Annotated in this window: 22 protein-coding genes and 1 pseudogene; 17 read left to right on the top strand and 6 right to left on the bottom strand. The window is 68.2% G+C overall.

The features are described 5' to 3' along the window. The first annotated feature begins 31 nt into the window (after nt 1–31). Both BN1193_RS13325 and BN1193_RS13320 read left to right on the top strand, forming a co-directional pair. Complete coding sequence (locus BN1193_RS13325) at nt 32–1777, top strand: ABC transporter permease (protein ID WP_094770509.1); 1746 nt, start codon at nt 32–34, stop codon at nt 1775–1777. After that, a complete protein-coding gene (locus BN1193_RS13320) occupies nt 1777–2871 on the top strand; it encodes an ABC transporter ATP-binding protein (protein ID WP_040167298.1) in 1095 nt (364 codons plus the stop codon). The genes BN1193_RS13325 and BN1193_RS13320 overlap by 1 nt, the downstream gene beginning before the upstream one ends. Nucleotides 2872–2940: 69 nt before the next feature. On the opposite strand, the gene BN1193_RS13315 is transcribed toward BN1193_RS13320, so the two are convergent. Next, nucleotides 2941–4128 carry an NAD(P)/FAD-dependent oxidoreductase gene (locus tag BN1193_RS13315; protein WP_195907864.1) on the bottom strand — a complete coding sequence of 396 codons (1188 nt, stop codon included), beginning with the start codon at nt 4126–4128 and terminating at the stop codon, nt 2941–2943. Nucleotides 4129–4593: 465 nt separating this feature from the next. Here BN1193_RS13315 and BN1193_RS13310 point away from each other — a divergent pair, with 465 nt between their 5' ends. The 12 genes from BN1193_RS13310 (at nt 4594) to BN1193_RS13255 (ending at nt 14700) form a co-directional block, all read left to right on the top strand. Continuing rightward, nucleotides 4594–5565 carry a zinc-dependent alcohol dehydrogenase gene (locus BN1193_RS13310; RefSeq protein WP_052460772.1) on the top strand — a complete coding sequence of 324 codons (972 nt, stop codon included), beginning with the start codon at nt 4594–4596 and terminating at the stop codon, nt 5563–5565. After that, nucleotides 5562–6110 carry a VOC family protein gene (locus tag BN1193_RS13305; protein WP_141396691.1) on the top strand — a complete coding sequence of 183 codons (549 nt, stop codon included), beginning with the start codon at nt 5562–5564 and terminating at the stop codon, nt 6108–6110. Before BN1193_RS13310 ends, BN1193_RS13305 begins: the two co-directional genes overlap by 4 nt. Continuing rightward, nucleotides 6107–6940 (top strand): SDR family NAD(P)-dependent oxidoreductase, encoded by an 834-nt coding sequence (locus tag BN1193_RS13300; protein ID WP_040167291.1) that lies wholly within the window; start codon nt 6107–6109, stop codon nt 6938–6940. Before BN1193_RS13305 ends, BN1193_RS13300 begins: the two co-directional genes overlap by 4 nt. 29 nt (nt 6941–6969) lie before the next feature. Next, the gene (locus BN1193_RS13295) at nt 6970–7506 is read left to right on the top strand and encodes an aromatic-ring-hydroxylating dioxygenase subunit beta (RefSeq protein WP_094770507.1); all 537 of its coding nucleotides are present in this window, start codon (nt 6970–6972) and stop codon (nt 7504–7506) included. 10 nt (nt 7507–7516) lie between these two features. Continuing rightward, a complete protein-coding gene (locus BN1193_RS13290; RefSeq protein WP_052460771.1) occupies nt 7517–8911 on the top strand; it encodes an aromatic ring-hydroxylating oxygenase subunit alpha in 1395 nt (464 codons plus the stop codon). Then, a complete protein-coding gene (locus BN1193_RS18355; protein ID WP_230206503.1) occupies nt 8904–9218 on the top strand; it encodes a hypothetical protein in 315 nt (104 codons plus the stop codon). The genes BN1193_RS13290 and BN1193_RS18355 overlap by 8 nt, the downstream gene beginning before the upstream one ends. Then, nucleotides 9208–10128, top strand: coding sequence for an MBL fold metallo-hydrolase (locus BN1193_RS13280; RefSeq protein ID WP_141396690.1), 921 nt, complete (start codon nt 9208–9210; stop codon nt 10126–10128). The genes BN1193_RS18355 and BN1193_RS13280 overlap by 11 nt, the downstream gene beginning before the upstream one ends. Beyond that, nucleotides 10125–10988: a VOC family protein gene (locus BN1193_RS13275; RefSeq protein ID WP_040167290.1), complete on the top strand. Its 864-nt coding sequence runs from the start codon at nt 10125–10127 to the stop codon at nt 10986–10988. Before BN1193_RS13280 ends, BN1193_RS13275 begins: the two co-directional genes overlap by 4 nt. 1 nt (nt 10989) lies before the next feature. After that, complete coding sequence (locus tag BN1193_RS13270) at nt 10990–11181, top strand: ferredoxin (protein ID WP_040167289.1); 192 nt, start codon at nt 10990–10992, stop codon at nt 11179–11181. Nucleotides 11182–11188: 7 nt separating this feature from the next. Beyond that, entirely contained in the window at nt 11189–11938 is a 750-nt protein-coding gene (locus tag BN1193_RS13265; protein WP_040167288.1) for an SDR family oxidoreductase, read from the top strand. Nucleotides 11939–12046: 108 nt separating this feature from the next. Next, nucleotides 12047–12904 carry an MBL fold metallo-hydrolase gene (locus tag BN1193_RS13260; RefSeq protein ID WP_040167286.1) on the top strand — a complete coding sequence of 286 codons (858 nt, stop codon included), beginning with the start codon at nt 12047–12049 and terminating at the stop codon, nt 12902–12904. Nucleotides 12905–12960: 56 nt separating this feature from the next. Then, the gene (locus BN1193_RS13255) at nt 12961–14700 is read left to right on the top strand and encodes a CocE/NonD family hydrolase (RefSeq protein ID WP_052460769.1); all 1740 of its coding nucleotides are present in this window, start codon (nt 12961–12963) and stop codon (nt 14698–14700) included. Nucleotides 14701–14864: 164 nt separating this feature from the next. Here BN1193_RS13255 and BN1193_RS13250 read toward each other — a convergent pair whose 3' ends face one another. Next, nucleotides 14865–17189, bottom strand: a complete 2325-nt coding sequence (locus BN1193_RS13250; RefSeq protein ID WP_052460768.1) for an arylsulfatase — start codon at nt 17187–17189, stop codon at nt 14865–14867. A 188-nt stretch (nt 17190–17377) separates the two neighbouring features. Here BN1193_RS13250 and BN1193_RS13245 point away from each other — a divergent pair, with 188 nt between their 5' ends. Then, nucleotides 17378–17728, top strand: coding sequence for a VOC family protein (locus BN1193_RS13245; RefSeq protein WP_040167285.1), 351 nt, complete (start codon nt 17378–17380; stop codon nt 17726–17728). A 214-nt stretch (nt 17729–17942) separates the two neighbouring features. On the opposite strand, the pseudogene BN1193_RS18350 reads toward BN1193_RS13245, so the two are convergent. Both BN1193_RS18350 and BN1193_RS13230 read right to left on the bottom strand, forming a co-directional pair. Then, nucleotides 17943–19069 (bottom strand): annotated as a pseudogene (locus BN1193_RS18350) (DUF222 domain-containing protein). Nucleotides 19070–19991: 922 nt separating this feature from the next. Then, on the bottom strand, nt 19992–21356 hold the full coding sequence (locus tag BN1193_RS13230; RefSeq protein ID WP_040167284.1) for a glucose-6-phosphate dehydrogenase: 1365 nt from the start codon (nt 21354–21356) through the stop codon (nt 19992–19994). 59 nt (nt 21357–21415) lie between these two features. On the opposite strand from BN1193_RS13230, the gene BN1193_RS13225 reads away from it, so the two are divergent. Next, nucleotides 21416–23176 carry a glycoside hydrolase family 15 protein gene (locus tag BN1193_RS13225; RefSeq protein ID WP_040167283.1) on the top strand — a complete coding sequence of 587 codons (1761 nt, stop codon included), beginning with the start codon at nt 21416–21418 and terminating at the stop codon, nt 23174–23176. Nucleotides 23177–23219: 43 nt separating this feature from the next. On the opposite strand, the gene BN1193_RS13220 is transcribed toward BN1193_RS13225, so the two are convergent. Both BN1193_RS13220 and BN1193_RS13215 read right to left on the bottom strand, forming a co-directional pair. Further along, nucleotides 23220–24326 carry an ABC transporter permease gene (locus BN1193_RS13220; protein ID WP_040167281.1) on the bottom strand — a complete coding sequence of 369 codons (1107 nt, stop codon included), beginning with the start codon at nt 24324–24326 and terminating at the stop codon, nt 23220–23222. Next, nucleotides 24323–25207, bottom strand: a complete 885-nt coding sequence (locus BN1193_RS13215; protein WP_040167279.1) for an ABC transporter ATP-binding protein — start codon at nt 25205–25207, stop codon at nt 24323–24325. Before BN1193_RS13215 ends, BN1193_RS13220 begins: the two co-directional genes overlap by 4 nt. Nucleotides 25208–25382: 175 nt before the next feature. On the opposite strand from BN1193_RS13215, the gene BN1193_RS13210 reads away from it, so the two are divergent. After that, nucleotides 25383–25952 carry an NADPH-dependent FMN reductase gene (locus BN1193_RS13210; RefSeq protein ID WP_040167277.1) on the top strand — a complete coding sequence of 190 codons (570 nt, stop codon included), beginning with the start codon at nt 25383–25385 and terminating at the stop codon, nt 25950–25952. Nucleotides 25953–26049: the final 97 nt, after the last annotated feature.

Genomic DNA, 26049 nt, shown 5'->3' with positions numbered 1-26049 from the left:
CGGGGTCTGACTCGAAAGCAGAGCAATTGACATGACATCGATGCTTGACCGGACACCCACGGAGGTGTCGGACCAGTCACACGTCGTGAAGATGGTGGAATCGCGCCGTCCCGGCCGACTCTCCCGCATCATGACGAACAAGGCCGCCCTGTTCCTGATCCCGGGCATCCTTCTCTACCTCTACGTCTTCGTATACCCGCTGGTGCTGATCGTCATGCGCAGCTTCAACGTCGACGGCAGCCCCGGATTCAACCCGGCCGGCTGGACGATCGAGCACTACGCGGCGGTCCTCACCGACCGAGCGTTCTGGATCATGCTCGGCAACACGCTGCGGATCGCGGTCATCTCGACCGGCCTGTCCGCGCTGATCTCCTACCCGGTCGCGTACTTCATCAGCAAGGCGCCGCCGAAGATCGCGAACTTCGCGATGGTCGCGATCATGCTGCCGTTCTTCGTGTCCACAGTGGTCCGGATCTACGCCCTGGCCCAGATCCTGCAGCCCATCGGCCTGTACCGCACCCTGGGCGGTTCGGTGCTCGGCATGATGATGTACCTGCTGCCGTTCATGATCGTTCCGATCTACGCCAGCATGCGCGGCATCGGGGACGAGATCACGCAGGCGGCGCGCACGCTCGGCGCAAGCCCGTGGAAGGCGTTCGTTCGCACCTACTTCCCGCTCACTCGCACGAGCTTCATCTCGACGGTGCTGTTCGGTTTCGTGCTCAGCTTCGGCTTCTACCTCATCCCGGCGACGCTCGGTGATGTGAAGGACATCGTCATCACGCACTACCTCGAGCAGCAGATCCTCGGCTACCGCTGGGGCATCGCCGGCGCCATGGCCGTGCTGCTGCTGATCGTCACGCTCGGCATCTTCGCAACGGCCGCGAAGTCCATGACGGCCAACAACGCCGTCGGCGGCGTGACCGGTTCGCAGAAGGGCACCTCGGCGCGCAAGTTCGCCTGGACGCCCGGCATGATCGCGATGGGTGTGCTCACGCTGCTCGTGGCGCTGTACATGCTGTTGCCGCTCGCGGCCGTGGTGTGGGTCTCGTTCACCGAGCAGAGCTACGTGCAGTTCCCGCCGACCGGTTACTCACTGCGGTGGTACGAAGAGGTGTTCCGCGACCCGAGCTGGCTGAAGTCGGCAGGTCTCAGCCTGCAGATCGCCTCCCTGAGCGCGATCGCGGCGACGATCCTCGGCCTCGCCACCGCTTACGGTCTGACCCGCGGCGCGCGTCGGATGGCGTCCGGCCTCCAGGTGTTCTTCTACACTCCGGTCATCGTCCCGGGCGTGCTGCTCGGTACCGCGGTGTTCGGTCTCGTGCTGCAGCTGCGCATCAACGGCACCCTGCTCGGCTTCGTGCTCGCGCACATGGTGCTGCTGCTGCCGTTCACCACGCTCATCCTGACCGCGGCGATGCGGGGTACCTCACAGACCAACGAGCTCGCGGCCCGCACGCTCGGCGCGTCGCCCTGGAAGGCGTTCCTGCGCGTCACGCTCCCCGGCATCGCCACGTCGATCGCCGTCGGCGCGCTGGTGAGCTTCCTGATGTCGCTGGATGAACCGGTGATCTCCATGCTCGTCTCCACGACGAGTGAACCCATCTCGGTGAAGTACTTCATGGCGTTGCGCCGATTGGTCCGACCGGACCTCGCGGCGGTCGGAACGCTCTGGCTCCTGGCCTTCGCGGTCCTCGGTGTCGTGTTCCTCATCGTCAAGAAGGCGATCGCCGCCAAGAACAACAAGATCCGCTCCCAGCTTGGAGAAGACAACTGATGTATGCAGAGAACGGCGTCACGGTTGACGCGAACCGCATCTCCCACTCGTACGGCGACTTCAAGGCGCTGGATGATGTCAGCCTCAACGTCGGCGGGTCGGAGTTCATGACCCTGCTGGGCGCGAGTGGCTCCGGCAAGTCCACGCTGCTGCACTCCATCGCGGGGCTCATCCGCCCCGAGGACGGCGCCATCTACATCGGCGACACCGACGTCACCAAGTTCGCGCCGGAGAAGCGTGACCTCGGCTTCGTGTTCCAGAACTACGCGCTCTTCCCGCACATGAGCGTTTACGCCAACGTCGCGTTCCCGTTCCAGATGCGCAAGACCGACAAGAACGAGACCCACAAGCGGGTCATGGAAGCCCTCGACATGGTGGGCCTCGCGCACATGGCGAAGCGTCTGCCGACGCAGCTCTCCGGTGGTCAGCAGCAGCGCGTCGCTCTGGCGCGCGCGATCGGCTTCCAGCCGCGGGTGCTGCTCCTGGACGAGCCGCTCGGCGCCCTGGACCGTCAGCTGCGTCACCAGCTCGGGGTCGAGCTGCGTCGCCTGCAGCGCGAGATCGGCATCACGACGCTGTACGTGACGCACGACCAGGAGGAGGCGTTCCTGCTGTCGAACCGCATCGCGGTGATGAGCAAGGGCAAGATCGAGCAGGTCGGGACGCCGGACCAGATGTACCGGAGCCCGGAGAATCACTTCGTCGCGACGTTCCTCGGTGACCTGAACTCACTCGACGGTGCCGTCACCGCGGTGAACGGCACGGATGTCACCCTGCAGGTGGCCGGACAGAGCATCGTGGCCGAGCGCCGCGACGGTTTCGTCGTCGGGGATGCCGCCATCGTCGGGTTCCGCCCCGAGGACCTGCACCTGGTGGCGGAGAAGCCCACCTCGCATCCGTCCATCGAGGGAACCGTGGCCACCGCGATCTTCAGCGGCAGCTTCATCCAGTACGAGATCGAGATCGGCGAGGGTGTCACGGTGAACATCACCGCGAGCGGCTCGCGCGAGATGTACCAGGTCGGCGACCGGGTCCACCTGTCGTACGAGGCCAAGCGCGTCCTGCTGTTCCCGGCGGAGCGCGCCGAAGCCTGACGCACCAGAAACGAAAGCCCCGCCGGAGAATCGCTCTCCGGCGGGGCTTTCGTTGCCGTGTGTGCGGCGTCAGCCGGTGACCGGGACCGCCGCCGCCAATTCCGCGGCGAGGGCGCGGCGGGCGCGACCGAACGCGGCGTTCTGGTTCACGCCGAGGATTCCGGTGAGGTTGCCGTCCGTGCGCATCTCGATGAGGAACCGGCCCTCCTCGACCGAGCCCTTCACGATCTCCTCCTCCTGGCCCTTCACACCGGCGAACTGGACGTGCATGTCGTACTGGTCCGACCAGAAGAAGGGCAGCGGCGCGTAACCGTCCGCGGTCGTGCCGAGCAGCGCTCGCGCGGCGTACTCGCCCTGGTCGACGGCGTTGGTCCAGTGCTCGATCCGCATCGCGCGGTCGTAGCCCCGGTGCTGGAAGCGCGCGATGTCGCCCGCGACCACGACGTTCTCGGCACCGATCGCGCGGCAGTGCTCGTCGCACACGACGCCGTTGTCGATTTCGAGTCCGGACTCGGCGAGCCACGCGGTGTTCGGGATCACGCCGATGCCGGTGACGACGACGTCGGCCGGGATGACCTCGCCGCCGGTCAGTCGGACGCCGGTGACCGCGGTTTCGCCCTCGATCGCCTCGACGCCGGCGCCGAGCTTCAGGGTGACGCCGTGCGCGCGGTGCTGGTCGGCGAGGTGGTTCGCCATGATCGGGCCGATCTGCGCCTCCATGGGCAGGGGCACTGTGTCGATGATCGTGACCTCCAGCCCGGCGAGGGCGAGGGATGCGGCGACCTCGGAGCCGATGAACCCACCGCCGACGATCGCCACGCGCGAGCCTCGCTCGATGTGGTCACGCAGCGTGAGGCAGTCGTCGAGGTCGCGGTAGTACATCACGCCGGGCAGGTCGGAACCGGGGCAACGCAGGTGACGCACGCCGGCGCCCGTCGCGATCATCAGACCGTCGAAGGTGATCTCCTGGCCGTCGGCCAGGCTGATGACGCCGGCCTCGAGGTCGAGCCCCGTGGCGGCGACACCGAGGATGAGGCGGGCGCGCACGTCTTCGAAGATCTCGAGGCGGGCCTCCTCCGGGGTCCACTTGCCGGAGAGAACCTCCTTGGAAAGTGGTGGGCGGTCGATCGCCGGGTGGTGCTCGCTGGCATCGATGAGGGTGAGCTCGCCATCGTAGCCCTGTCGCCTCAGCTCCTCTGCGCCGCGGAGCCCGGCGAGCGAGGCGCCGACGATCGCGATGTTCTTCATCTGGTCCATGACTAACATATTAGCTACGGGATTCGCGCCCGCACAATAGTCCATTTCGAGGACGGTTCTGCCACGAGCGACCGTTGCTATTCCGGATGCGCCGGCGCGGTCGGCCCCATTTGGGCCACGACGGGGTGGGCCATTGAGTCTGGATACCCAACAGCCGGTTCGGTATCGCGGACACAAGTGGTGCGCGGCAGTGCATTCGTAACCGACGAATTCCGCGTCGTTCAGGCCAGAAGACGCGGACGAGGCGTTCGAAACGCGGATCGGTTGAGATCGGCTGCCAGAGTGCCGACCTGGCCGGCACGGTCTGTTCGCGACGCGGGAGCAACGGGGCCCGGTGGAGGTCGGCCTCCGACGGGAGCGTCGCGAACTTCTCCCACATCGACCTCTTGCGCACTGGCATGTTACAGATTACTCTCGACGTACAGGCGGTGCCCGCCGCAACAATGATGTGAAACGAGGCCAGAGGTGACAGACGCATCCGTGATCGCCCCCGAGGGGACCGACCTCATGCGTGCCGTCCGCATTGCCGGCGACGGGGTCGTGGTCGCTCAGATCCCACGCCCGCACGGTGAGGGCGTTCGCGTGAAGATCGGCTACGCCGGAATCTGCGGCTCCGATCTCGGCATGATCTCCGGGGGCACAGACGAGGGCGTCGTCCTCGGCCACGAGCTCGCCGGGTGGACCGAGGACGGCACGCCTGTATCGATCGAACCGATCCTGCCGTGCCGCGAGTGCGCAGCCTGCCGGGCCGGCTTCTACAACATCTGCGAGGTCGGCGGATCGACCTGCCTCGGACTGGTCGCGGAACGCGACGGCGGCATGGCGGACGAGATCATCGTTCCGGCCAGCGCGCTGATCGAACTGCCCGCCGGTCTGGACGTCGCGAACGCCTGCCTCATCGAGCCGATCGCGGTGGGCCTGCACGGCCTGCACCGTGCGGAACTGACCGCCGGAGAGCGCCTGCTCGTCATCGGTGGGGGAGCGGTCGGACTGCTCGCCGCAGCGACGGGTCGCGCCCTCGGCGCCGAGGTGGACATCGCCGTGCGCCACCCGCACCAGCGAGCTCTGGCGGACCTGTTCGGCGCGGGCGAGCCGGAGGGCACCTACGACGTCGTCCTCGTCGCCGCGACCGGAGACGCCACGGTGCGCCAGGCGCTGGACAGCGTCGCTTACGGCGGCCGCATCGTCTACATCGCCCTGATCGACGGCCCGCTGCTGCCGGGCGAAGCGATCAGCAAGGAGATCTCCGCCGTCACGAGCATGGGCTACAACGGCCACGGCCCGCGCGAGGTCGACGAGGCCGCGGCGATCCTCGCCGCGCATCCCGAGCTCAGCCAGGTCATCACGCACCGCTTCCCGCTCGATCGTGCCGAGGAGGCCTTCGCCGTCGCCCGGGACCGGAGCGCCGGAGCGATCAAGGTGGTGCTGGAGCCGTGACCCGTCCCATGCTTCCCACGTTCCGCGGCGTCGACCACATCGGCCTGACCGTCCCGAGTATCGATGAGGCTCTCGCCTTCTTCGTCGACGTGCTGGGCGGAGAGGCCTACTACGGCTTCGAGCCCGGTCATGGCGACGGCGACGACGACACCGCCGCCGAGAACTTCGACATCGACCCGTCCAGTCGCATCCGGGAGATCCGTCTCGTCCGGATGGGCAACCTCAACCTCGAGCTGTTCGAGTGGGTCGCCGAGCGCCCCGGGCAGAAGATGCCGTCCCTGGACGGTGCCGGCGGACACGAGCTGTGCCTGTACGTCGATGACGTCGACGCGGCGGTCGCGCACCTGAAGGCGCACGACATCGAGATCCTCGGCGACAAGCTGGCGCTGGAGGGTCCCGAGGCCGGACCCGACGCCTTCTACATCTACTTCCGCGCCCCCTGGGGGCTGCTGGTGGAACTCATCTCCTATCCGCACGGACGGGCCTACGAACGCGAGTTCAAGCGCCCGCTCTGGAACCCCTCTCGACCGGACGTGACACTATGACCACCCCTCTTGCAGACACCGTCTCCATCGCCGACCTCATTTCGCTGCGCGGTCGCACCGCCGTGATCGTCGGCTCGGCGCAGGGCATCGGTGCCGCCACCGCCCGCCGTTACGCCGAGGCCGGGGCGAACCTGATCCTCGCCGACCTGAACCTGGAGGCAGCCGAGGCGCTCGCGTCCGAGCTCGCGGCGAAGTTCGACACGGACATCACCGCGCACTGGGTGGATGTCAGCGATGAAGAGGCGGTCGGCAAGCTCGCCGAGGCCGCGGTGGAGCGTACCGGCCGTCTGGATGTCTGGGTCAACTTCACCCACTACTCGCCGATGGGCCGCGAGGAGATCGTCGAGAGCGAAGAGTTCCCGATGCTCACGTGGAAGCGTTCGCTCGATGTCAACCTCACCGGTTGCTACCTGGGCGCTCGCGCCGCGGCACGCGCGATGATCGCCGCGGGCAACGGCGGCGTGATCATCAACACCACCTCGACGGTGACCGACCGCTACCCGGGTCACGCCGGCATGCTCGGGTACGCCAGCTCCAAGGGCGGCATCGAGCAGCTGACCATGATCCTCGCGGCGGAGCTCGGCAAGCGCGGCATTCGCGCCCTCGCGCTGAAGCCGACGGTCATCGACACTCCGGGCGTGAACGAACACCTTGAGGCCGTCGAAGAAGCCAGTGGACGCAAGCTCGGCACCTTCGAGGACAGCATGCCGATGCGTCGCTACGGCAAGCCGGACGAGGTGGCCCGCGTCGCGCTGTTCGCGGCGTCGGACATGTCCGCATTCATGACCGGCTCGATCCTCACGGTCGACGGCGGCGAACTCACGATCTGATCGACGAAGAACGAGCGGGAGGACTACGCATGGCTGAGACTGAACTCGCACCGGCGGACACCGTCGAGGCGACCATGGAGGAGCAGTTCCGCGTCGAGCGCTGGCTCAACGCGGAGGCGGACGCGCTCGATGGCAACCGGCTGCATGAGTGGCTGGCGATGGTGCACGAGGACATCCACTACGTCCTGCCCGTGCGCGTCACGCGCGAGCGGCAGGCCGGCCCCGGCTTCTCGCGGACCTCGCTGCACTTCGACGAGAACTACAGCGCCTTGCGCACGCGCGTGGAGCGCCTGGACACCGACTACGCCTGGGCGGAGAACCCGGCATCGCGCACCCGCCGACTCGTGACGAACGTGCGCGTGACGCGCGCCGCCGACGGCGTCCTGCACGTCAAGTCGAACCTGCTCGTGTACCGCAGCCGGTTCGACCTGACCACGTACTCGCTGCTGCTCGGCGAGCGCGTTGACGAACTGGTCGAGGTGGACGGCGCGCTGAAGCTCCGCCGCCGTCACATCCTCCTGGACCACACCACCCTTCCGACCGCCAACCTGGCGCTGTTCCTCTGAGGAGACGGACATGCCGATTCACTTCGATCCCCAGGTCGACGAGATCCTCGACCACGTCGACGACTCCCTCGACGCGGGCACCTTCCCGGTCTCCGTCCTGACCGACAAGGGTCTGTTCGACCGCGAGCTGGAGCGCATCTTCACGCGCGCCTGGGTCTACGTCGGCCACGAGAGCGAGATCACCAGCCGCGGTGACTACGTGCACCGCTACATCGGCAAGGACGCCTTCGTCCTCGTCCGCGGTGAGGACGACCAGGTCCGCGTGCTGTTCGACTCGTGCCGCCACCGCGGCGCGCTCATCTGCCGCGCGGAGAAGGGCAACGCCTCGCACTTCCGCTGCTCGTACCACGGCTGGACCTACGCCAACACCGGTGAGATGACCGGTGCGCCGATGTTCCGCAAGGCGTACGGCTCGATGGACAAGAGCAAGTGGGGTCTCATCCAGGCCGCGCACGTCGAGAACCTGCACGGCTTCATCTTCGCCTCGCTCGACCCGGAGGCGCCGACGCTCGAGGAGTACCTCGGCGAGATGAAGTGGTACTTCGACCTCGTCTACGGTCAGCTCAAGGACGGCTGGGAGGTCATCGGCGAACCGATGCGCTCGATCGTCCACGCGAACTGGAAGACCGCGTCGGAGAACTTCGGTGGCGATGACTACCACACGATGTTCCTGCACAAGTCGCTCACCGAGGTCAACCTGACCGCGTTCTACATGGACGACACCCGTGCCCCGCTGAGCGTGATGCACGTGCTCGCCGGCAACGGTCACTCGATCGCACTGGACGTGCGTCCCGAGGACGACGGCAAGGGCTTCTGGATGTGGCCGAACGGCGAAGAGCTCTACACCGACGCGCTCGGCGAGGAGCTGTACGACACCGCCCGCCGCACGGCGAGCCACGTCGGCACGATCTTCCCCAACTTCTCGATACTGGGCTTCCCGCTCCAGCAGACCGTGGAGTCCGGTCCGGTCGCGATGCACGTGATCCGCGTCTGGCTGCCGCGCTCTCCCACCGAGCTCGAGCTCATCAACTGGGTCCTCGTCCCCAAGGGGCTGACCGAGGAGCAGAAGACCGAGGCCGCGCGCTCGGCCCTGGCCACGTTCGGCACCTCCGGCACGTTCGAGCAGGACGACACCGAGCCCTGGGAGGCCGTCGCTCGCACCAGCGAGACCGCGTTCGCGAAGAAGATCGACATGCAGCTGAACTACCAGCTCGGTATGCCGCAGAACGGCACCGCGATCTCGCGTCAGGGCGACGAGATCCTCTCCGGTCCGGGTATCAAGTACTTCCCGGCGTTCGAGGAAGGTCTGCTGCGCGGGTTCTGGCGGCGCTGGGTGCAGTTCATGCGTCCCGGCGACTACCCGACCACGATGACCCCGGCGGAACAGGACGGCGAACGTGGCTGACAACAGCGGAGACCCGGAAGGCATCTCCGGGGGCGAGTACATCGACATCGCGAATGAGTTCGCCCACGTTCTCGTGCGGAAGATCTACACCCGCAACGGCGAGCGCCTGGAGATCATCGCGCCGCACCTCGAGAAGCAGATCCGCCTGGATCCGCTCGAGCTCGAGGCGCTGACGTGGCAGACGACGGCCACGTTCTCCCGAATGCTCGAGGAGCCGTTCGGAACGGCAGACCCGGAGATTCCGGTGCTGACGCGAAGCAGGAAAACATCGGCAAGTGAAGGTGAGGGAAGTGATCATGGCAACTGAGTCCTACGCGGTTTGCGACAACTGCGGCACCCAGTTCGGCGAGGCGTCTCCTGTGGACTGCCCGATCTGCTGGGATGTCCGCAACCAGATGCGGCGCGGACAGCCGCGCGGTTGGACGACCGTCGAGCAGCTGGGCGCGGACCACCGCAATGTCTTCCGGGACGACGCCGGGTTCACCGGCATCGGGACCGAGCCGGCGTTCGGGCTCGAACAGCGCGCCGTGCTGGTGCCGTTCGGCGAGTCCAACCTGCTGTGGGACTGCGTCACGCTCATCGATGACGAGACCGTCGCGGAGATCGAGCGGCGCGGCGGACTGTCCGCGATCGCCATCTCGCACCCGCACTACTACGCCTCGATGGTGCAGTGGGCCGAGCGCTTCGACGTCCCCGTCTACCTGCACGAGGACGACCGGGCCTGGGCGATGCGCGACGACTCACGCATCGTGTTCTGGAGCGGTGAGACGCTGAGCCTGTCGGACGACCTCACGCTCGTGCGCGTCGGCGGCCAGTTCGCGGGGTCCCAGATCCTGCACGTCGCCTCGCGCGACGCGGTCCTGGTCGGCGACTCCGTCCTGACCACGCTCGACCCGGACTGGGTGGGCTTCAGCTACGCGAGCGGTGAGATCCCGGGCGGCGGCTGGACCCAGCTCCTGCCGCTGGACGAGGTGGCGACCAAGCAGCTGCATGACGCGTTCGCGGCGCTCGACTTCGACCTCGTCGTCGGATCCTGGTGGGAGCACAACCTGCCGACCAACGGCAAGGACATCATCCTCCGCTCGGCGGTGCGCTCGATCCTCGCCGTGCGCGGCGACGTGTCGGCCCGCACCATGCCGCCGGTGGGTGGCTATGCCCCGCTGGAGGAGCGCCCGACGCTGGAGACCTCGCCGTTCCGAGAGGCGGAGCGGGTATGAGCACGCTCACCGCCGAGCGCATCGGCACCGATGACGCCGGGCTGGCCGCCAACGCGACCGTCAATCGCCTGGGTCCGGTCAACCTCATCGTCACCGACATCGATCGCTCGCTCCCGTTCTACGAGAACATGGTCGGGTTGCAGCTGCAGTCCCGTGGTGAGGGCACGGCGTCCCTCGGCGTCGGTGGCGACGAGACCCTGATCGTGCTGACCGAGGAGCCGGACGCCGCTCGGGCGGACCACAAGCACGCGGGGATCTACCACGTGGCTTTGCGGGTGTTCTCCGAGCTGGAGTTCCAGCGGGCGCTGCAGCGCTACATCGAGGGCGGCTGGCCGCTGAAGGACACCGCGGACCACTTCGTCTCCCGGTCGATCTACGTCGATGACCCGGACGGCAACGAGGTCGAGGTGTACGTCGACTGGCCCGTCGCGACCTGGCCGACCGGGCTGAAGCCCGGCGACCTGTACGACGTCGGCTACGTTCACGTGGACTTCACGCCGCTGTACGAGCGGATCAAGGACCAGCCGTTGCAGCCGAAGGCGCCGGCCTCGATGATCGTCGGCCACCTGAACCTCGCCGTCTCCGATGTGGACGCCGCCATCGAGCACTACACCTCGACGTACGGACTCGAGGTCGTCTGCCGCAACGAGGACGCCGCGTTCGTGGCGTGGAACGGCTACCACGGCCACGTCGCGCTGCAGACGTGGTGGGGTCCGAACCTCGCTCCGGTCCCGGACCACACGGTGGGGATGCGCTACTTCACCATCTACGGAGATCACGACGAACTGATCCCCGACAACTCCGGCCACGTCGTCCGCCTGGTGGCGGCCACGGCCGACTCGCACACGGAAGGTGCATGACATGCGAGTGAATCTGGATCTCGGCAAGTGCATGGGCTACGGCAACTGCGTTGACGCGGCGCCGGAAGTCTTCGACCTCAACGAGGACACCGAGCAGGCGATCATCCTGATCGCCGAGCCCGGCTCCGAGCTCGAAGAGGCGGCGCAGCGCGCGATGCGTGCGTGCCCGGCCAAGGCCATCACGCTCTCGTGAGGTTCTGATGGACCTTGCGATCGCGGGACGAGTCGCACTCGTCACGGGCGGATCCAGCGGCATCGGTCGCGGGATCGCCGAGGCGCTGACCGCCGAGGGCGTGCGCGTCGCGGTGACCTCCCGGGACGCCGCGAAAGCGCGCGACGCGGCCGAGGCGATCGGCGGCGGTGCGCGCGGCTACGGCTTCGACTCGGGCGATCTGGATGCGGTTCCAGGGCTCGTCGAGGCCGTCCGTGCGGACCTCGGTGAGCTCGACATCTACATCGCGAACACGGGTGGACCACCCGCGGGCGATCCGCACTCGTTCAGCGTGGCGCAGTGGGAGACCGCGAACCGGACCCTCGTCCTGTCACCGTTGGCCGTCATCGAGCAGGTCCTTCCGGGCATGCGCGAGCGCGGCTTCGGTCGCGTGGTGGCGATCGGTTCGACGTCCGTGATGGAGCCGATGGATTTCATTCAGCTCTCGAACGTGTACCGGCCGGGTCTGGTGAACGCCTTCAAGGTGCTCGCCCGCGAGTCCGCTCCGGACGGCGTCACCTTCAACCACGTCCACCCCGGGGCGATCCTGACGAACCGCCTCATCAGCACGTACGCGTCGGAGGACGCGGCCACGGACGGGGCGAAGGACATCCCGGCCCGCCGCTTCGGCACGGTGGCGGAGATCGCCGCCGCGGCGGTCTTCCTCTGCTCGCAGCAGGCGAGCTACATCAGTGGGACGGCGCTGCTCGTGGATGCAGCGTCGACGAAGAGCGTCTGAGGGCGCACCAGCAGGGCGTGGACACGCGGGTCAGGGCGTCCACGAGAACACGATCAGTCGGAAATGTGAACCGGTCCACGGGCCGGTCAGACAAGGAGAGCAACAATCATGTCGATCGGTGACGACTACGCCGTCTGCACGAGCTGTGGCCTGCAGTTCCCGAGTGTCGAGCCCCCGGAGTTCTGCCCGTTGTCGCATGACAACCGCAGCTCGTTCCGCGGACTGCCGGAGGGATGGACCACCCTGGCCGAGCTGCGCAAGACCGAGCACCACAACGTCATCCGCCAGGACGGCGAGTTCATGGGCCTGTGCACGTCGCCGTCGCTGAACTTCGGCCAGCGCGGCTTCATCGTCCCGTGGGGCGACTCGAACCTGATGTGGGACATGGTCCCGTACTTCGATGACGACACGTATGAGCGCATCCAGGAGCTCGGCGGCCTCAAGGGCATCGCGATCTCGCACCCGCACTTCTTCTCGACGATGATCGAGTGGGCGGACCGCTTCGACGTGCCGATCTACATCCACGAGGACAACCGTCCGTGGGTCTTCCGCCCCTCCGAGCGCATCCACTTCTGGAGCGGCGAGTCGTTCAAGCTGGACGACGACATGACGCTCGTCCGCACGGGCGGCCACTTCGCCGGTTCGCAGATTCTGCACATCGCCTCGAAGAAGACCGTGCTGGTGGCCGACTCGGTCAACCTCGTCTCCGACCCCGGCTTCGTCAGCTTCGAGTACGGCTGGGCGCAGATCATCCCCACGGACGAAGAGGCCGTCCGTCAGGTCGTCGCCGCGTACGAGCCGTACGAGTTCGAGACGATCGTCGGCGGCTGGTGGGACCAGCGGATCACCGGGAACTACGAGACGATCCGTCGCTCGGGAGACCGCTTCATCGCCGCACTGCGCGGTGACCTGGCCGCCCGCAACGTCGGCATGTCGCCGGCATCCTCGGCCGCATACGCCGTCTGAACACCTCCGGCCCCGCAGCTCGCGCTGCGGGGCCGATCTCGCGAAAGAAGGAACCCATGACCACCGCCCCCGAGCCCGATGGCGCGCTGATCCTCGAACCCGACGTTCGGGTGCCGGTGCAGGGTCGTCTCACGCTGGCCACCGAGGTGCTGCGTCCGCGCGCGGACGGGAAGTACCCCGCGGTCCTGGCGCGCACGCAGTACGGCAAGTCGATCTTCGACGTGTACGCGAGTGCTTTCATCGATCCGATCGCGCTCGCCGCGGCCGGGATCGTCGTGGTGGCGCAGGACTGCCGCGGTACCGGACGGTCCGAGGGCGTGTTCCGACAGTTCCATGACGAGGCCGCCGACGGCGCCGACACGATCGCCTGGATCGCGGAGCAGCCGTGGAGCGACGGCCGCGTGACGATGGTGGGCGGGTCCTACCTGGCCACCACGCAAAGCCTCGCGGCGACCGCGTCGCCGCCGGCGCTGAAGGGCATCGTGCCGAGCTGGGGCGGGTCGGACTTCTACGACTCGTTCGCGTACCGCGGCGGCGCCCTGGAGCTCGGCTTCACGCTCCGCTGGGCCATGGAGGCTGCGCGAGCCGACGCTCGTCGCCGCACGGCACGCGGGGAGGACGTTTCCGAGGAGTTCGCGACCCTGACCGCTGCGGTCGAGGACATCTGGACCACGTACGCGCAGGTGCCGCTGAACGCGATGCCGCGCGACGTTTCGCTGATGCGCAACTACGGCGAGTGGCTCGAGCACCCGGACCGCGACGAGTACTGGCAGGCGATCTCGCCGCGTGACCGCTACGAGAACTTCCGCGTGCCGACGATGCAGATCGGCGGCTGGTTCGATGTGCGCCTGGCCGGCAACCTGGAGAACCACATCGGTCTGACCGAGCGCGCCGGCACCGAATACGCGCGCGAGAACCAGCGCCTGGTCGTGGGTCCGTGGGGACACAACCCCGAGCGTTCGGCCGTGAGCGAGGCCAACGGCGACCTGCACTTCGGCTACTACGGCGGCTCGCCGGGTGCCGGCGACGTGGGCGGGCGGGCCCTCGCGTTCCTGAAGTCCGTGCTGGCCGAGGAGTCGGTCGCGGGCCCGCGCGTGCGCATCTTCGTGATGGGCGCGAACGTGTGGCGCGACGAGAACGAGTGGCCGCTGGCCCGCGCCGTGAACACGCCGTACTACCTGCACGCGGGTGGCGAGCTTTCGACGGAGGCGCCCGCCGAGGCGCTGCCGAGCACGTTCCGGTACGACCCGGCCGACCCGGTTCCGACCGTCAGCGGCAACACGCTGCTGCGTGACGGTGGGCGCTACCACGGTCCGCGCGACCGTCGTCCGATCCACGATCGGCCGGACGTCCTGGTGTTCCGCACCGAGCCGCTGGAGCACGACGTCGAGGTCACGGGTCCGGTGACGGTCACGCTGCACGTGTCGACCTCGGCGCTGGACACCGACTTCACCGCCGCGCTGCTGGACATCCACCCGGACGGCAAGGCCGTCGGCATGACGGACGGCATCCTCCGGCTGCGCTACCGGGAGGGCACGGATCACCAGGTCCTGGCCACTCCCGGCGAGGTCTACCGGATCGAGATCGACCTGGTCGCGACGAGCAACGTCTTCAAGGCCGGCCACCGGATCGGTGTCGACGTGTCCAGCTCCAACCTGCCGCGCTTCGACCGCAACCCGAACAACGGTGGCGTGATCGCCGAGGCGACCGAGGCGGACTTCGTGGTGGCCGATCAGACCGTGTTCCACGACGAGACGCGGCCGTCCTTCATCACGCTTCCCATCGTCCCGAACTGAACCGCGTCGAACGCTCGCTTCCCGACCCGGGAGCGAGCGTTCGCGGCTCAGTCGAGCAAGCGTGCGCTGATGTCGTCGTTCGCGGCCCTGTGGAGCAACCGTGCGCTGATGTCGTCGTTCGCGGCTCAGCCGAGTAGACGTGCGCTGATGTCGTCGTTCGTGGCTCAGTCGAGCAACCGGGCGCTGATGTCGTCGATCGCGATGACGAGTTCGCTGTTGTAGGGGGCGAGCGGACCGGGCACGTACCGCACCGTGCGCAGCGATCCGCTGTGCGGGAAGCGGCCGCGCCGCTCGTGCAGGTCCCAGTCGACGGGTCCGCCGCTCTCGGTGCCCGCGCTGATGCCGGTGAACGGTGCCATCCCGATGAGCATCGGCATGCGGGGGAGCTCTCCGAGCAGGACGCCGTCCACCTCGACGGTGACGCGCCAGGCGACGTCGGGGAGGGCGTCGAACCGCGTCACGATCGTGTGCACGGGTCCGTCCACCGGCATCGTCAGACGGTGCACGTCACCGTAGGCGTTGTACGTCAGGTGCAGGTCCCCGTTCTCGGCGAACAGCACGTAGCCTCCGCCCTGGTCACCCTGAGCGAACAGCACCCCCGCGCCGAGCTCGCCGCAGACGTCGGCGTGCACGGTGAAGGAGCGCAGCTGCGTCAGGCGATGGGACCGCCAGCGCTCCAGTGTGGGAGTGCCGGGGCGGAGCGTCACGGGCTGGGACCGCTCGAGGTGCGTGGAGGGGATGCGGCGGTAGAACACATCGTCATCCGGCATCGGGAAGACGGTGTTGTGCCAGGCGGCTCTGCGCCACTTCCCGGCGAGACGTGCGACGACGTCGGGGTGCGCGGACGCGATGTCCGTGGTCTCGGCGGGGTCGGCGGCACGGTCGTAGAGTCGCCAGCCGGTCAGGTCGTCGTCGCGCTCGGAGAGGTCCGGTGCGACCAGTTTGAAGCGGCCCTCGAAGAACGCCCGCTGCGCCAGGTCGGACAGGTACTGGTCCCGCGCATCCGTCCGGTCTTCCCCACGTAGCAGCGTCGCGAAGCTGTCGCCATCCGCGGGGGCGGTCGCGATTCCGCGGAGCACCGTGGGCCGCTCGACGCCGGCGAGTTCGAGCAGGGTCGGGGCGACGTCGGTGATGAACGCGAAGTCCCCGCGGAGGCCGTCGTCGCCGTCCGCGCGCGGGAGTCCGGCGGGCCAGGACACGATGAGCGGGGTGTGCACGCCACCCTCGAACACCGTGCCCTTGTATTGGCGGAACGGCGTATTGGAGGTCCGCGCCCAGCCGCGCGGGTAGTGGCCGTGCACGCGCGGTCCGCCCATCTCGTCCAACGGACGCGGGACGTCCGGGAGCCAGTCGGCGGGCAGGCCGGGGAGGTGCACGAAACGGCTGAAATAGCTGCGGGTGCCCTCCGGGCCCCCTTCGCCGGTGCCGCCGTTGTCGCTGGTGAACACGAAGATCGTGTTCTCGTACTCGCCGAGCTCACGGAGCCTCGCGACCACACGGGCGAGCGATTGGTCGACGCCGTCCACCGCCGCGGCGTAGACCTCCATGTGGCGCGCGTACAGTTCCCGCGTTTCGGCGTCGAGGTCCTCCCAGCGCGGGACCGCGGTGCCGTCGACGTCCGTCCAGTCCGGCAGCGTCATGTCCGCGGGGAAGAGGCCGGCGTCGACCTGGCGGGCGAACCGCGCGGCCCGCGCGCGGTCCCAGCCGGCGTCGTAGCGTCCGCGGTACTTGTCGAGGTCCGCGGGTTTGGCCTGCACCGGTCCGTGCACCGCGTGGTGGGCGAAGTAGAGGAAGAACGGTCGGCTCTCGTCGTTCGCCCGGAGGCCGTCGATCATGCCCAGGGCCTCGTCGGTGAGGCGGTCCGTGAGGTACTCGTCGTCGCGGAAGGGCTCCGTCACCACCGAGTTGTCCCGCACGATTCGGTGCGGGTGGTACATGGTCGTGAAACCGTCCATCGAGCCGAAGTAGCGATCGAATCCGCGCTGCAGCGGCCAGGAGGACCGGTCCGCGCCGTCGTGCATCAGAGACTCGTGCGTGAGGTGCCACTTGCCGACCATGAAGGTCGCGTAGCCCCCGGAGCGGAAGGATTCCGCGAGGGTCGGCAGCGTGTCCGGGAGGAGCATGCGGTAGCCGGGGAAACCGGGGTCGAGGTGCGCGACGTGTCCGAAGCCGGCGCGGTGCGGGTTCGCCCCGGTCATCAGCGCCGCGCGGGAGGGCGAGCACAGCGGAGTCGCGTGGAAGTCGGCCATCCGGTAGCCGTCGTCGGCCAGGGCCTGCACCGCCGGGGTGTCGATCTCGCCCCCGAAAGGGGAGACGTCGCTGAAGCCCATGTCATCGACGAGGACGACGACGACGTTCGGCGCCCCCGCGCGCGCACGTCGCGGCGGTTTCCACGCCGGCTCGGACGTGGACGAACGCGGGGAGACGATCCCGTCGAAGTTCTCGTATCCGCGGGGCTCGGCGCCCCGGACATCGTGCAGCCGGCCCATGCGATCTCCCCTGTGAGACGTGACAGTCGTTCGCTACTGCGATTGAATATACGCATAACAGAACATGAGTGTGTTGGCAGCCGTGACCGACCGGGCCCGCTGGGCGGACCCGAGTCCGGGGGCGAACCGCTTGCAGCGTCTACCTTCAGACCATCGATACGCCGCCGCGGCGGCAGAACGGAGTTCCCGTGTCCGAATCCCGAGTCCGGATGGTCGTGCTGTCCACCGAGAACCTGGAGTCCTCGATCGCGTTCTACGAGGGGCTCGGCTTCCCGCTGAAGTTCCGGGATGGCAGCCACTTCGCCGCCCTCGACGGCGGCGACATCACGCTCGCGCTCGCGACCAAGATCGATCACCCGATCCCGGGTCAGGTCGTCGTCGGCGTGAAGACCGATGACGTCGATGCCGCCGCGCGTGCCATCGAGGCGGCCGGAGGCGGTATCGCCCGCGGCCCGTACAACGACGCTCACGAGCGACGTGCGGTCGTCTACGACGACCAGGGCAACGGCATCGTCTTCTACTCGCCGCTCCCGGCGTAACCTTCGTACCCCGCTCCTCGGTCGCCGGCGCTGTCGCCGCTTCGAATCGCGGTGGCGAACGCGACGCACTCGTCGATGGATGACACCCCCGAGGACATCGTGACGCTCCGTCTCGCTGGCGCTCGCCCAACGAACAGGGGCGGGCGTCGAGCGTGGTGCTCGCGGTGGTTCAGAAGGGTGGTGGGGTGTCGTCGGGGGTGGTGAAGACGACGGTTCAGAAGGGTGGTGGGGTGTCGTCGGGGGTGGTGAAGACGACGGTGCGGGGTGGTTTGTCGGTGTAGGTGATGCCGAGGGGGCTGGTCCAGCGGATGAGTCCGCCGGGGAGGTTGTCGGCTTTCCATCTGGTGTGGTGTTTGAGGGTGTGGTGTCGGCGGCAGAAGTGGCCGAGGTTGCTGATCGCCGTCGGGCCACCGTGGGCGGCGTCGATGGTGTGGTCAGCGTCGGAGCGGGTGGCGGGGTATCGGCATCCGGGGAACCGGCAGTGTTCATCCCGGACCCGGAGGATCCGTCGTTGGTCGGCGGAGGGCTGATACCGGTCGATCTCCAACACGTGCCCGGTCGTCGGGTTCACGAACAATCGGTCCCATCCGGGAGCATTGCCCGCCAGAGCACGGGCTGTGTCGGTGTCGATCGGGCCATGCCCGACCAGCTCCGCCACACCAGGAAGACCACCCGCGGGAGGAGAACCCTCACCCTCCGTGGTGCCGGTGAGGATGCTGGCGGGGATGTTCACTTGGACGTGTGCGCGGATGGTGGCCGGGCCGTCGCCGGCGGTGGTGGGGTCGGTGGTGAGCAGGAGGTCGGCGAACACGTCGGCTTGGATCTGCGCCAACGTCCGCTCATCCCGCACCCCCGGCGGGCGTACCGGTGCAGGCGGTCGGCGATGCCGTGGGCCTGCACGGTGGGCAGGTGGGCGTACAGGTCGCTCATCCCGTCCGCCCCGTCCCGGACCTCCACGCACCGGGCGGCGCGGGCGGCCTGGTGGCGTTCGTCGATGCTGTCGGTGCGGGCCGCTTCGGCATCCATCACGATGCGATGCCGCAACCGTCCCGCCGACTCGTGTTCCGCGATCGTCACGGAGGAGGCTTCGAACTGTCCCCGGGCGGTGTCGTCACTGATCGCACACCCGGCGTCCATGATCGTCCGCACATGCGCCCAACTGATCCGCCCACCCGCGAGCGCTGCATGAGCGGCCGGGAACCGGTTCACCAGCTCCCAGGCGTCCGAGATCCGAGACTGCACCGTCCGGTCACTGACCCGGAGGGCTGCCCCGACCTCCGCTGACAGGTCACGGATCGCCAGGTCACGGTCCCGCACCCGGGTCGGGGAATCGGCGGTCATCTCCTCCGCGAGCTCGAACACCGCCGACAGCACACTCGCCTGCCGCGCCTGAACCCCCGCCAGCTGAACCGCCAGCGCGACCGCCGCGTCAACCAGAGCCCGCCGCCGCGCATCAAACCCCACCGGCACCGGCCGGTCCGGCCGGTCGGGTTCCTCGGGTGCTTCGCCATCGAATGCCATACCCACATTCTCCCACGAAATGGGAACATAACTACGAATTTCAGTACGTAGACCGCGACGTTCACAGTCGCCACCGCGCGCCCGACCTCGCGGACGACCGGTGTTTCCAGAGCGCGCCCGCGGTAGCTCCACATCGCGCACCACGCCAGCGTCTCTCATTCCCGCCCGCCCGCTCGCCGAGACTGCGATCGCGAGCCCTCCACGCTGCCGGGATCGGCCGTACATCGTCGTCAGCATGCCCTTCCGATGACCGGAGAGGATCTCCGGATCGCAACCAGTGTCGGCTCTCCTCCTCCCCAGCGAAGTGAACCCGGCCATCTCCGGGCCGCAACTCGCAAGACGGCACGCCCGTTCCCCACGGGCCCTGGGGACAATCGCCACGAGCAACCCAAAAGCGAACAAAACTACGATCATGAATGCTCGAATCGACAACCCCAGCATCACCCGCACTCGAGGCCCGGCGCTCCCTCCTTCACCGTGGGCGGCCCGAAATTCTGCGCACACCCCTGGGGGAGTAGGTCGTGCGTGTCCCCGTGATGGGCGCCGAGTCGGACTCCGAAGACGGGATGCGCGGATGGCCCGCGCATCCCGGGACGAGCAGGCCAGAGGAGACCATGAAGGTCATGGCGGGCAACCTTGCGGTCGCCGCGGTCCTCGCTCTCACGCCTCGGGGGACGCTCTTGATCGTCGTCCTGTCCGGCGACCTCGTGCTCTCGGCTTGCAGAGCGGCTGGGCAGTCGGTCTACGACGCCGGCCAGGCGATGGTGTCCTTCGCGCCGGCGGGATACTCCTGCAGCGGCACGCTTCCCCGGGCCCAGGCCTCCTGGACCGGGGCGATGATCCGCCAGCATTCTTCGGCGGCGTCACCCCGCACCGACAGTGCGGCGTCGCCTTCGAGAATCTCCGCGAGGACCTCGGCGTAGGCCTTGAAATCGCCTTCGCCGAGGTCGGTGTCGAAGGTCACCCGGTGCAGCGCGAACGGGTCCTCTCCGCCGTTGACGTTGATCTCCAGCGACATCACATCCGGGTTCAGGCTGATCCGCAGCACGGCGCCCTTCGCGGTCCCGGTGAAGCCGCCCGGAACGTGGCGAACCGGCTTGAAGTTCATCACGACCTCACGCCGCGGTTCGGACAGCGCCTTGCCGGAGCGAAGGGTGAACGGCACACCGGCCCACCGTGCGGTGGCGACCTCGAACGTGACCTCCGCGAGCGTCTCCGTCTCGCGTTTGGGATCGACGCCCTCTTCATCGACGTAGCTCGGCAACTGCCGATCATCGATGGTGCCGGCGGTGTAACGCGCGCGGTGCGAGAACGACGCGGCGTCGTCATGCCACACGCGCGTGGCCCGCAGAGCGGCACCGGTGGCGTCGCGCAGATCGCGCTCATCCAGAGTGGCCGGTGGCTCCATCGCGACGAACGCGAGCACCTGCAGCAGATGACTCTGGATCATGTCCTCGAGTGCACCGCTGTGGTCGTAATACCCCGAACGGCCCTCCAACCCGAGCGCTTCGTCATAGGAGATCGAGACGTGCGAGACGTGTTCGGCATTCCACAGAGGCTCGAACACGCGATTCGTGAACCGCACGCCCAGCATGTTCAGCAGCGTGGTGCGGCCCAGGAAGTGATCGACGCGGAAGATGTGGTTCTCGGGCAGGAGCGTCGCGAGCAGCTCGTTCAGCTCACGCGCGCGGCGCTCGTCGACGCCGAACGGCTTCTCCAGGGCCAGGACGATGTTCGGCGGCAGCTTGATGCGCTTGAGCGCCGCGCAGGAGGCCGCCGCGATCGCGGGCGGCACGGCGAAGTAGAGTGCGATCCGGCCGGTCAGCTCGCCCAGGAGCTTCTTCATGTCGGTGCTCTTGGTGATATCGGCCTTGCGGTACTCGATCGTCGTGAGCGAGGCGAGGCAACCGGTTCCGCTGTTCTCCGTGAACGTGCGCTGCACCAGCGTCGCCCAGGTCGCGTCGTCCCAGTCCTCGACGCCCACGCCGACCAGGCGGATCGTCAGATTGGGCTGACGCTCCAGCAACTGTGCGAGCGCCGGCAGCAGAAGTCGCGACGTCAGGTCCCCCGTCGCCCCCAGGATCACGAGAGTGGTGTCGTTCTTCACACCGACACCATATGCCCGGACTCGTAGCGCTCGGGCCGTTCCCGCGGAATGATCGGATCATGCCAGCACGCATTGAGGATCACGCCCTGCTCAGTGACTGCCGAACGGCGGCACTGGTCACCGCGGATGGGGATGTCGACTGGTTCTGCCCCCCGCGCTTCGACTCACCGAGTGCGTTCGCCGCGCTGCTCGGCCACGAGGAGCACGGCCACTGGGCGCTGCACGCGACCGGCGACGAAGTGTCGCGCACTCGCCGCTACGACGGCGGCACCTTCCTGCTCGTGACGCGCTGGCGCACGGCGACCGGCGAGGCCGAGGTCATCGATGCGCTGCCGTTCGACGGAGACCGCACGCACCTCATCCGCCGCGTCGTCGGCATCTCGGGCACCGTGTCGTTCCGCACGGTCCTGCGCATCCGGTTCGGCTACGCCACGGCGTTGCCGTGGGTCCGACAGCTGCACGACGGCAGCGGTCCGGCCATCGCGGCGATCGCCGGACCGGACGCCGCGGTGGTCCGGGGCATCGCGCTGTCGGCGGACGGCAACAGCCACGCGGCGGACTTCACGATCGCCGCCGGCGACACTCGTGACCTCACGATGACCTGGTACCCGTCGTGGTCGACCCACCCCGAGCCCCTGGACGTCGACGCACTGCTGCATCGCACCCGCCGGACATGGCACGAGTGGTCGGACGTGTTCCGCGTAGACGGCCCCCACCGTGAACTCGTGAGTCGGTCTCTGCTGGTCCTGCGAGCGCTCAGCCACCGGGACACCGGAGGAATCGTGGCCGCTCCGACCACCTCGCTGCCGGAGCTGCTCGGCGGGGCCCGGAACTGGGACTACCGCTACGTCTGGCTGCGCGACGCGGCGCTGGTGCTCAGCACTCTCGTTCGGCACGGGCATCTGTCATCCGCGCGCCACTGGCGCTCCTGGCTCCTGCGCTCGGTCGCCGGCGACCCGCAGGACGTCCAGATCGTCTACGGCGTCGCGGGGGAGCGTGACCTCGCCGAGCGGGAGGTGGACTCACTGCCCGGCTACGACGGCGCGGCACCGGTGCGCGTCGGCAACGGTGCGGTGTCCCAGTTCCAGGCGGACGTCCTCGGCGAGGTTCTCGTCGCGATGTCCGAGGCGCGGGCCGCGGGACTCGCGGAGGAGCGCGACACCTGGTCCCTCCAGCGCGCACTGATCGAGCACGTGGTCGCGATGTTCGACCGCCCCGATGAGGGCATCTGGGAGATTCGCGGCGAACCGAAGATGTTCACCCACTCCCGTGCGCTGGTGTGGGCGGCGCTCGATCACGGGGTGCGCGCGGTTCGCGAGCACGGCATGTCCGGCGACGTCGACGCCTGGGAGCGTCTGCGGGACCGGGTGCGGGCGGACGTCTTCACGCACGGCGTCGCCGACGGCGGCTGGTTCACGCAGACGTTCGGGTCCGACGAGGTCGACGCGTCGCTGCTGGTGCTGCCGCAGGTCGGCTTCTGCGCCTGGGACGACCCGCACATGCTCGCGACCGTGGAACGCATCGAGACGGATCTCATGCGGGACGGTTTCGTCCTGCGGTACCGCACCGAGTCCGGCGTCGACGGGCTGGCGGGGACGGAGAACCCGTTCCTGGCCTGCTCGTTCTGGCTCGTGGAGCAGTACGCCCGCACCGGACGACGCGATGACGCCGATCAGCTCATGGAACGCGTGTGCGCGGTCGCGAACGATCTCGGCCTGCTCAGTGAGGAATACGACACCACCGCCGGGCGCCAGGTCGGCAACATGCCGCAGGCGTTCTCGCACCTCGCCCTGGTCCGCGCGGCGGACGCCCTGCGCTGACACGCGGACGCCCCGCCGGATGGCGGGGCGTTCGCGTCGGGCCTCAGCCGCGGATCGCCTCCTTGAACGAGACGCGCGAGCCCATGCGCAGGAGCGAGTTGTCGTAGATCTTCGCGGCGACGATGACCGCGAGCACGCACGAGGCCAGCATCACGACCAGTGCGATGAGTGGCTCCCACCACTGCGCCTCACCGAGGAACAGACGCAGGGGCATGCCGACCGGGGCCGAGAAGGGCACGTAGCTCATGATCGTCAGGACCACGGGATTGTCGTTGAAGAACACCACCAGGAAGTACGGCGCCATCACGAGCAGCATCAGGGGCGTCGTGGTCGAGCCGATGTCCTCCTGACGCGAGACCATGGCAGCACCGGCGGCGTAGAGCGCGGCGAGCAGGATGAAGCCGAACAGGAAGAAGATCGCGAACCACACCAGCGGCGCGCCCAGCATCCCGAGGACGTTCGCCTGACCCGTGACGGTGAGTCCGACCACCGTGATCACGACGATGCCGATGATCTGCCCCATCGCCAGGACCGTGTTGCCGAGCACCTTGCCGGCCATCAGCGTCCGGGTCGAGATCGACGCGATCAGGATCTCCACGATGCGGGTCTGCTTCTCCTCGACGACGGACTGCGCGATCGTCGTGCCGAAGGTCATCGCGGCCATCATGAACAGCATTCCGAAGCCGAGCGCGACGATGTAGCGCAGGAACGGGTCCGTCGTCGCCGGTTGCAGGATGTCCACGGTCGGCACCACCGCGAGCTTCATCATGAGATCGGACGGCGCGGCGTCCTTCGCCAGGATGGTGAAGCCGGTCGGCGAGCTCGCGTCGCCCACCACGGCGGCGTTCACGGATCCGTCCAGCACCGCCTTCTCCGCGGCGGCACGGTCGGCGACGTCGGTGACCTTGAGGCCGCGGACGTCGGACACCGCGCTCGCGGCGTCTGCGGTCACGGCCACCGGCGTCTTCTCATCGGCGGCGTTGCCCGCGGAGAATCCACCGAAGAGGACGAGCGCGAGCGCCAGGGCGAACAGCACCAGCGTCGAGATGATGAACGCCTTGCTCTCCAGCTTGGAACGGATCTCGCGCTCGGCGACGAGCAGGACCGACTGGACGGGCGAGGACGTGCGGGTCTGCGCAGCGGTGCTCATGAGATGACCTCCGTGAAGATCTGGGTGAGAGTGGGTTGCTTGGGCGCGAACGACGCGACGCCGCCTGCGGCGACGGCACGCTGCAGCACGCGCTGCGCCGTCGCGGCGCCGTCCACGTCGAACAGTGCGTAGCCGCCGTCGAACTGCGTGATCGTGACGCCGGGCTCATCCCGGAGCCAGCCGAGATCGGCCTCGGACACGAGCTCGTACCGGTCGGTCGAGTGCTGCGCGCGGAGCTCGGCGCGGGAACCGGCGGCGCGGATCGTGCCGTCGGCGATGATGACCAGGTCGTCACACAGACGCTCCACGACGTCGAGCTGGTGCGAGGAGAACAGCACCGGTACCCCGGCGGCCGCGCGGGTCTGCAGGACCGTCGCGACGACGTTGACCGCGATCGGGTCGAGCCCGGAGAAGGGCTCGTCCAGGATCAGGAATTGCGGGTCGTGGACCAGGGCGGCGGCGATCTGCGCGCGCTGCTGGTTGCCGAGCGACAGGGCCTCGATCTTGTCGCCGAGTCGTTCGCCGAGTCCCAGCTCGGTCAACAGTGCGGTGGCGCGGGAGACGGCGTCCGGCTTCGAGAAGCCGTGCAGTCGGGCCAGGTAGACGATCTGGTCGAGGACCTTCATCTTCGGATAGAGTCCGCGCTCTTCCGGCATGTATCCGAAGCGGCGCCGGGCATCCGTCGTCAGGGGCGACCCGTCCAGCGTCACGGTGCCGCCGTCGGCGTTCAGTACGCCGAGCATGATGCGCATCGTCGTGGTCTTGCCGGCGCCGTTACCGCCGACGAAGCCGGTGAGACGGCCCGGTGCGACATCGAAGGTGACGTCCTCCAGCACGCGCCGTCCGCCGAAGCTCTTGGTGATCCCATCCAGGTGCAGCATCTGGATCTCCCTTCCGTTGCCTCTACGCTAGAGACGGCGCATCCTCGGCGGCTCCCCCGTGCGGGGGAGAACTGAGGATCAGCCGTGAGGGGGAGCACTCGGCTTGCGACCCCGGATGCCTCCGAACTACATTCAGATGCATAGAAATTCCCCGCGTCACAAAGGATCTTCACGCATGAGCACCATCGGCTACATCGTCGGCTCGATCTCGAGCACCTCCATCAACCGCAAGCTGGCGAAGGCCCTCGCAGCCGTCGCCCCCGAGGGCACCACGCTGGTCGAGATCCCGATCGCGGACCTGGGCTTCTACACCCCGGATGCGGACGCCGACTACCCGGCCGAGGCGACCGCCTTCAAGGAGGCCATCGCCGACGTCGACGGCGTCATCATCGTCACCCCCGAGTACAGCCGCTCGATCCCCGGTGTGCTCAAGAACGCCCTGGACTGGGCTTCCCGCCCCTGGGGTCAGGGTTCGTTCGCAGGCAAGCCGACCGCGATCATCGGCACGTCCGGCGGCGCGATCTCCACCGCCGCCGCGCAGCAGCACCTGAAGGCGATCCTGAGCCACATGGACGCCCCGGTCCTCGGTCAGCCGGAGGGCTACGTGCAGAACAAGCCGGGCCTGTTCGGCGAGAACGGCGAGGTCTCGGACGAGGGCACCGTCGCGTTCCTGCAGTCCTACCTCGCGGCCTTCGAGACGCTCATCGCGCGCTACGTCCCCGCCGCGGAGCTCGTCAACGCCTGACGCCACGCTTCAAGAACGGCCCCCGGTACACACCGGGGGCCGTTCTTCGTCTCTGCCCCCGGGTTATGCAGCCCTCGGGGTGTGAGTCGGACGGGGT

This window comes from Microbacterium gorillae, assembly GCF_000826185.2.
Classification (GTDB): Bacteria; Actinomycetota; Actinomycetes; order Actinomycetales; family Microbacteriaceae; genus Microbacterium; species Microbacterium gorillae.
The sequence above is the reverse complement of the archived record's forward strand: the minus strand, read 5'-3'. Positions and strand labels throughout refer to the sequence as shown.

Bases quoted from the DNA above. Each gene is read 5' to 3' on its own strand.
- BN1193_RS13215 (WP_040167279.1), bottom strand. From the start codon at position 25,207: ATGCTGCACCTGGATGGGATCACCAAGAGCTTCGGCGGACGGCGCGTG.
- BN1193_RS13210 (WP_040167277.1), top strand. From the start codon at position 25,383: ATGAGCACCATCGGCTACATCGTCGGCTCGATCTCGAGCACCTCCATC.
- BN1193_RS13260 (WP_040167286.1), top strand. From the start codon at position 12,047: ATGTCGATCGGTGACGACTACGCCGTCTGCACGAGCTGTGGCCTGCAG.
- BN1193_RS13265 (WP_040167288.1), top strand. From the start codon at position 11,189: ATGGACCTTGCGATCGCGGGACGAGTCGCACTCGTCACGGGCGGATCC.
- BN1193_RS13300 (WP_040167291.1), top strand. From the start codon at position 6,107: ATGACCACCCCTCTTGCAGACACCGTCTCCATCGCCGACCTCATTTCG.
- BN1193_RS13315 (WP_195907864.1), bottom strand. From the start codon at position 4,128: ATGGACCAGATGAAGAACATCGCGATCGTCGGCGCCTCGCTCGCCGGG.
- BN1193_RS13270 (WP_040167289.1), top strand. From the start codon at position 10,990: ATGCGAGTGAATCTGGATCTCGGCAAGTGCATGGGCTACGGCAACTGC.
- BN1193_RS13250 (WP_052460768.1), bottom strand. From the start codon at position 17,189: ATGGGCCGGCTGCACGATGTCCGGGGCGCCGAGCCCCGCGGATACGAG.
- BN1193_RS13280 (WP_141396690.1), top strand. From the start codon at position 9,208: ATGGCAACTGAGTCCTACGCGGTTTGCGACAACTGCGGCACCCAGTTC.
- BN1193_RS13220 (WP_040167281.1), bottom strand. From the start codon at position 24,326: ATGAGCACCGCTGCGCAGACCCGCACGTCCTCGCCCGTCCAGTCGGTC.
- BN1193_RS13325 (WP_094770509.1), top strand. From the start codon at position 32: ATGACATCGATGCTTGACCGGACACCCACGGAGGTGTCGGACCAGTCA.
- BN1193_RS13290 (WP_052460771.1), top strand. From the start codon at position 7,517: ATGCCGATTCACTTCGATCCCCAGGTCGACGAGATCCTCGACCACGTC.
- BN1193_RS13320 (WP_040167298.1), top strand. From the start codon at position 1,777: ATGTATGCAGAGAACGGCGTCACGGTTGACGCGAACCGCATCTCCCAC.
- BN1193_RS13275 (WP_040167290.1), top strand. From the start codon at position 10,125: ATGAGCACGCTCACCGCCGAGCGCATCGGCACCGATGACGCCGGGCTG.
- BN1193_RS13255 (WP_052460769.1), top strand. From the start codon at position 12,961: ATGACCACCGCCCCCGAGCCCGATGGCGCGCTGATCCTCGAACCCGAC.
- BN1193_RS13225 (WP_040167283.1), top strand. From the start codon at position 21,416: ATGCCAGCACGCATTGAGGATCACGCCCTGCTCAGTGACTGCCGAACG.
- BN1193_RS13295 (WP_094770507.1), top strand. From the start codon at position 6,970: ATGGCTGAGACTGAACTCGCACCGGCGGACACCGTCGAGGCGACCATG.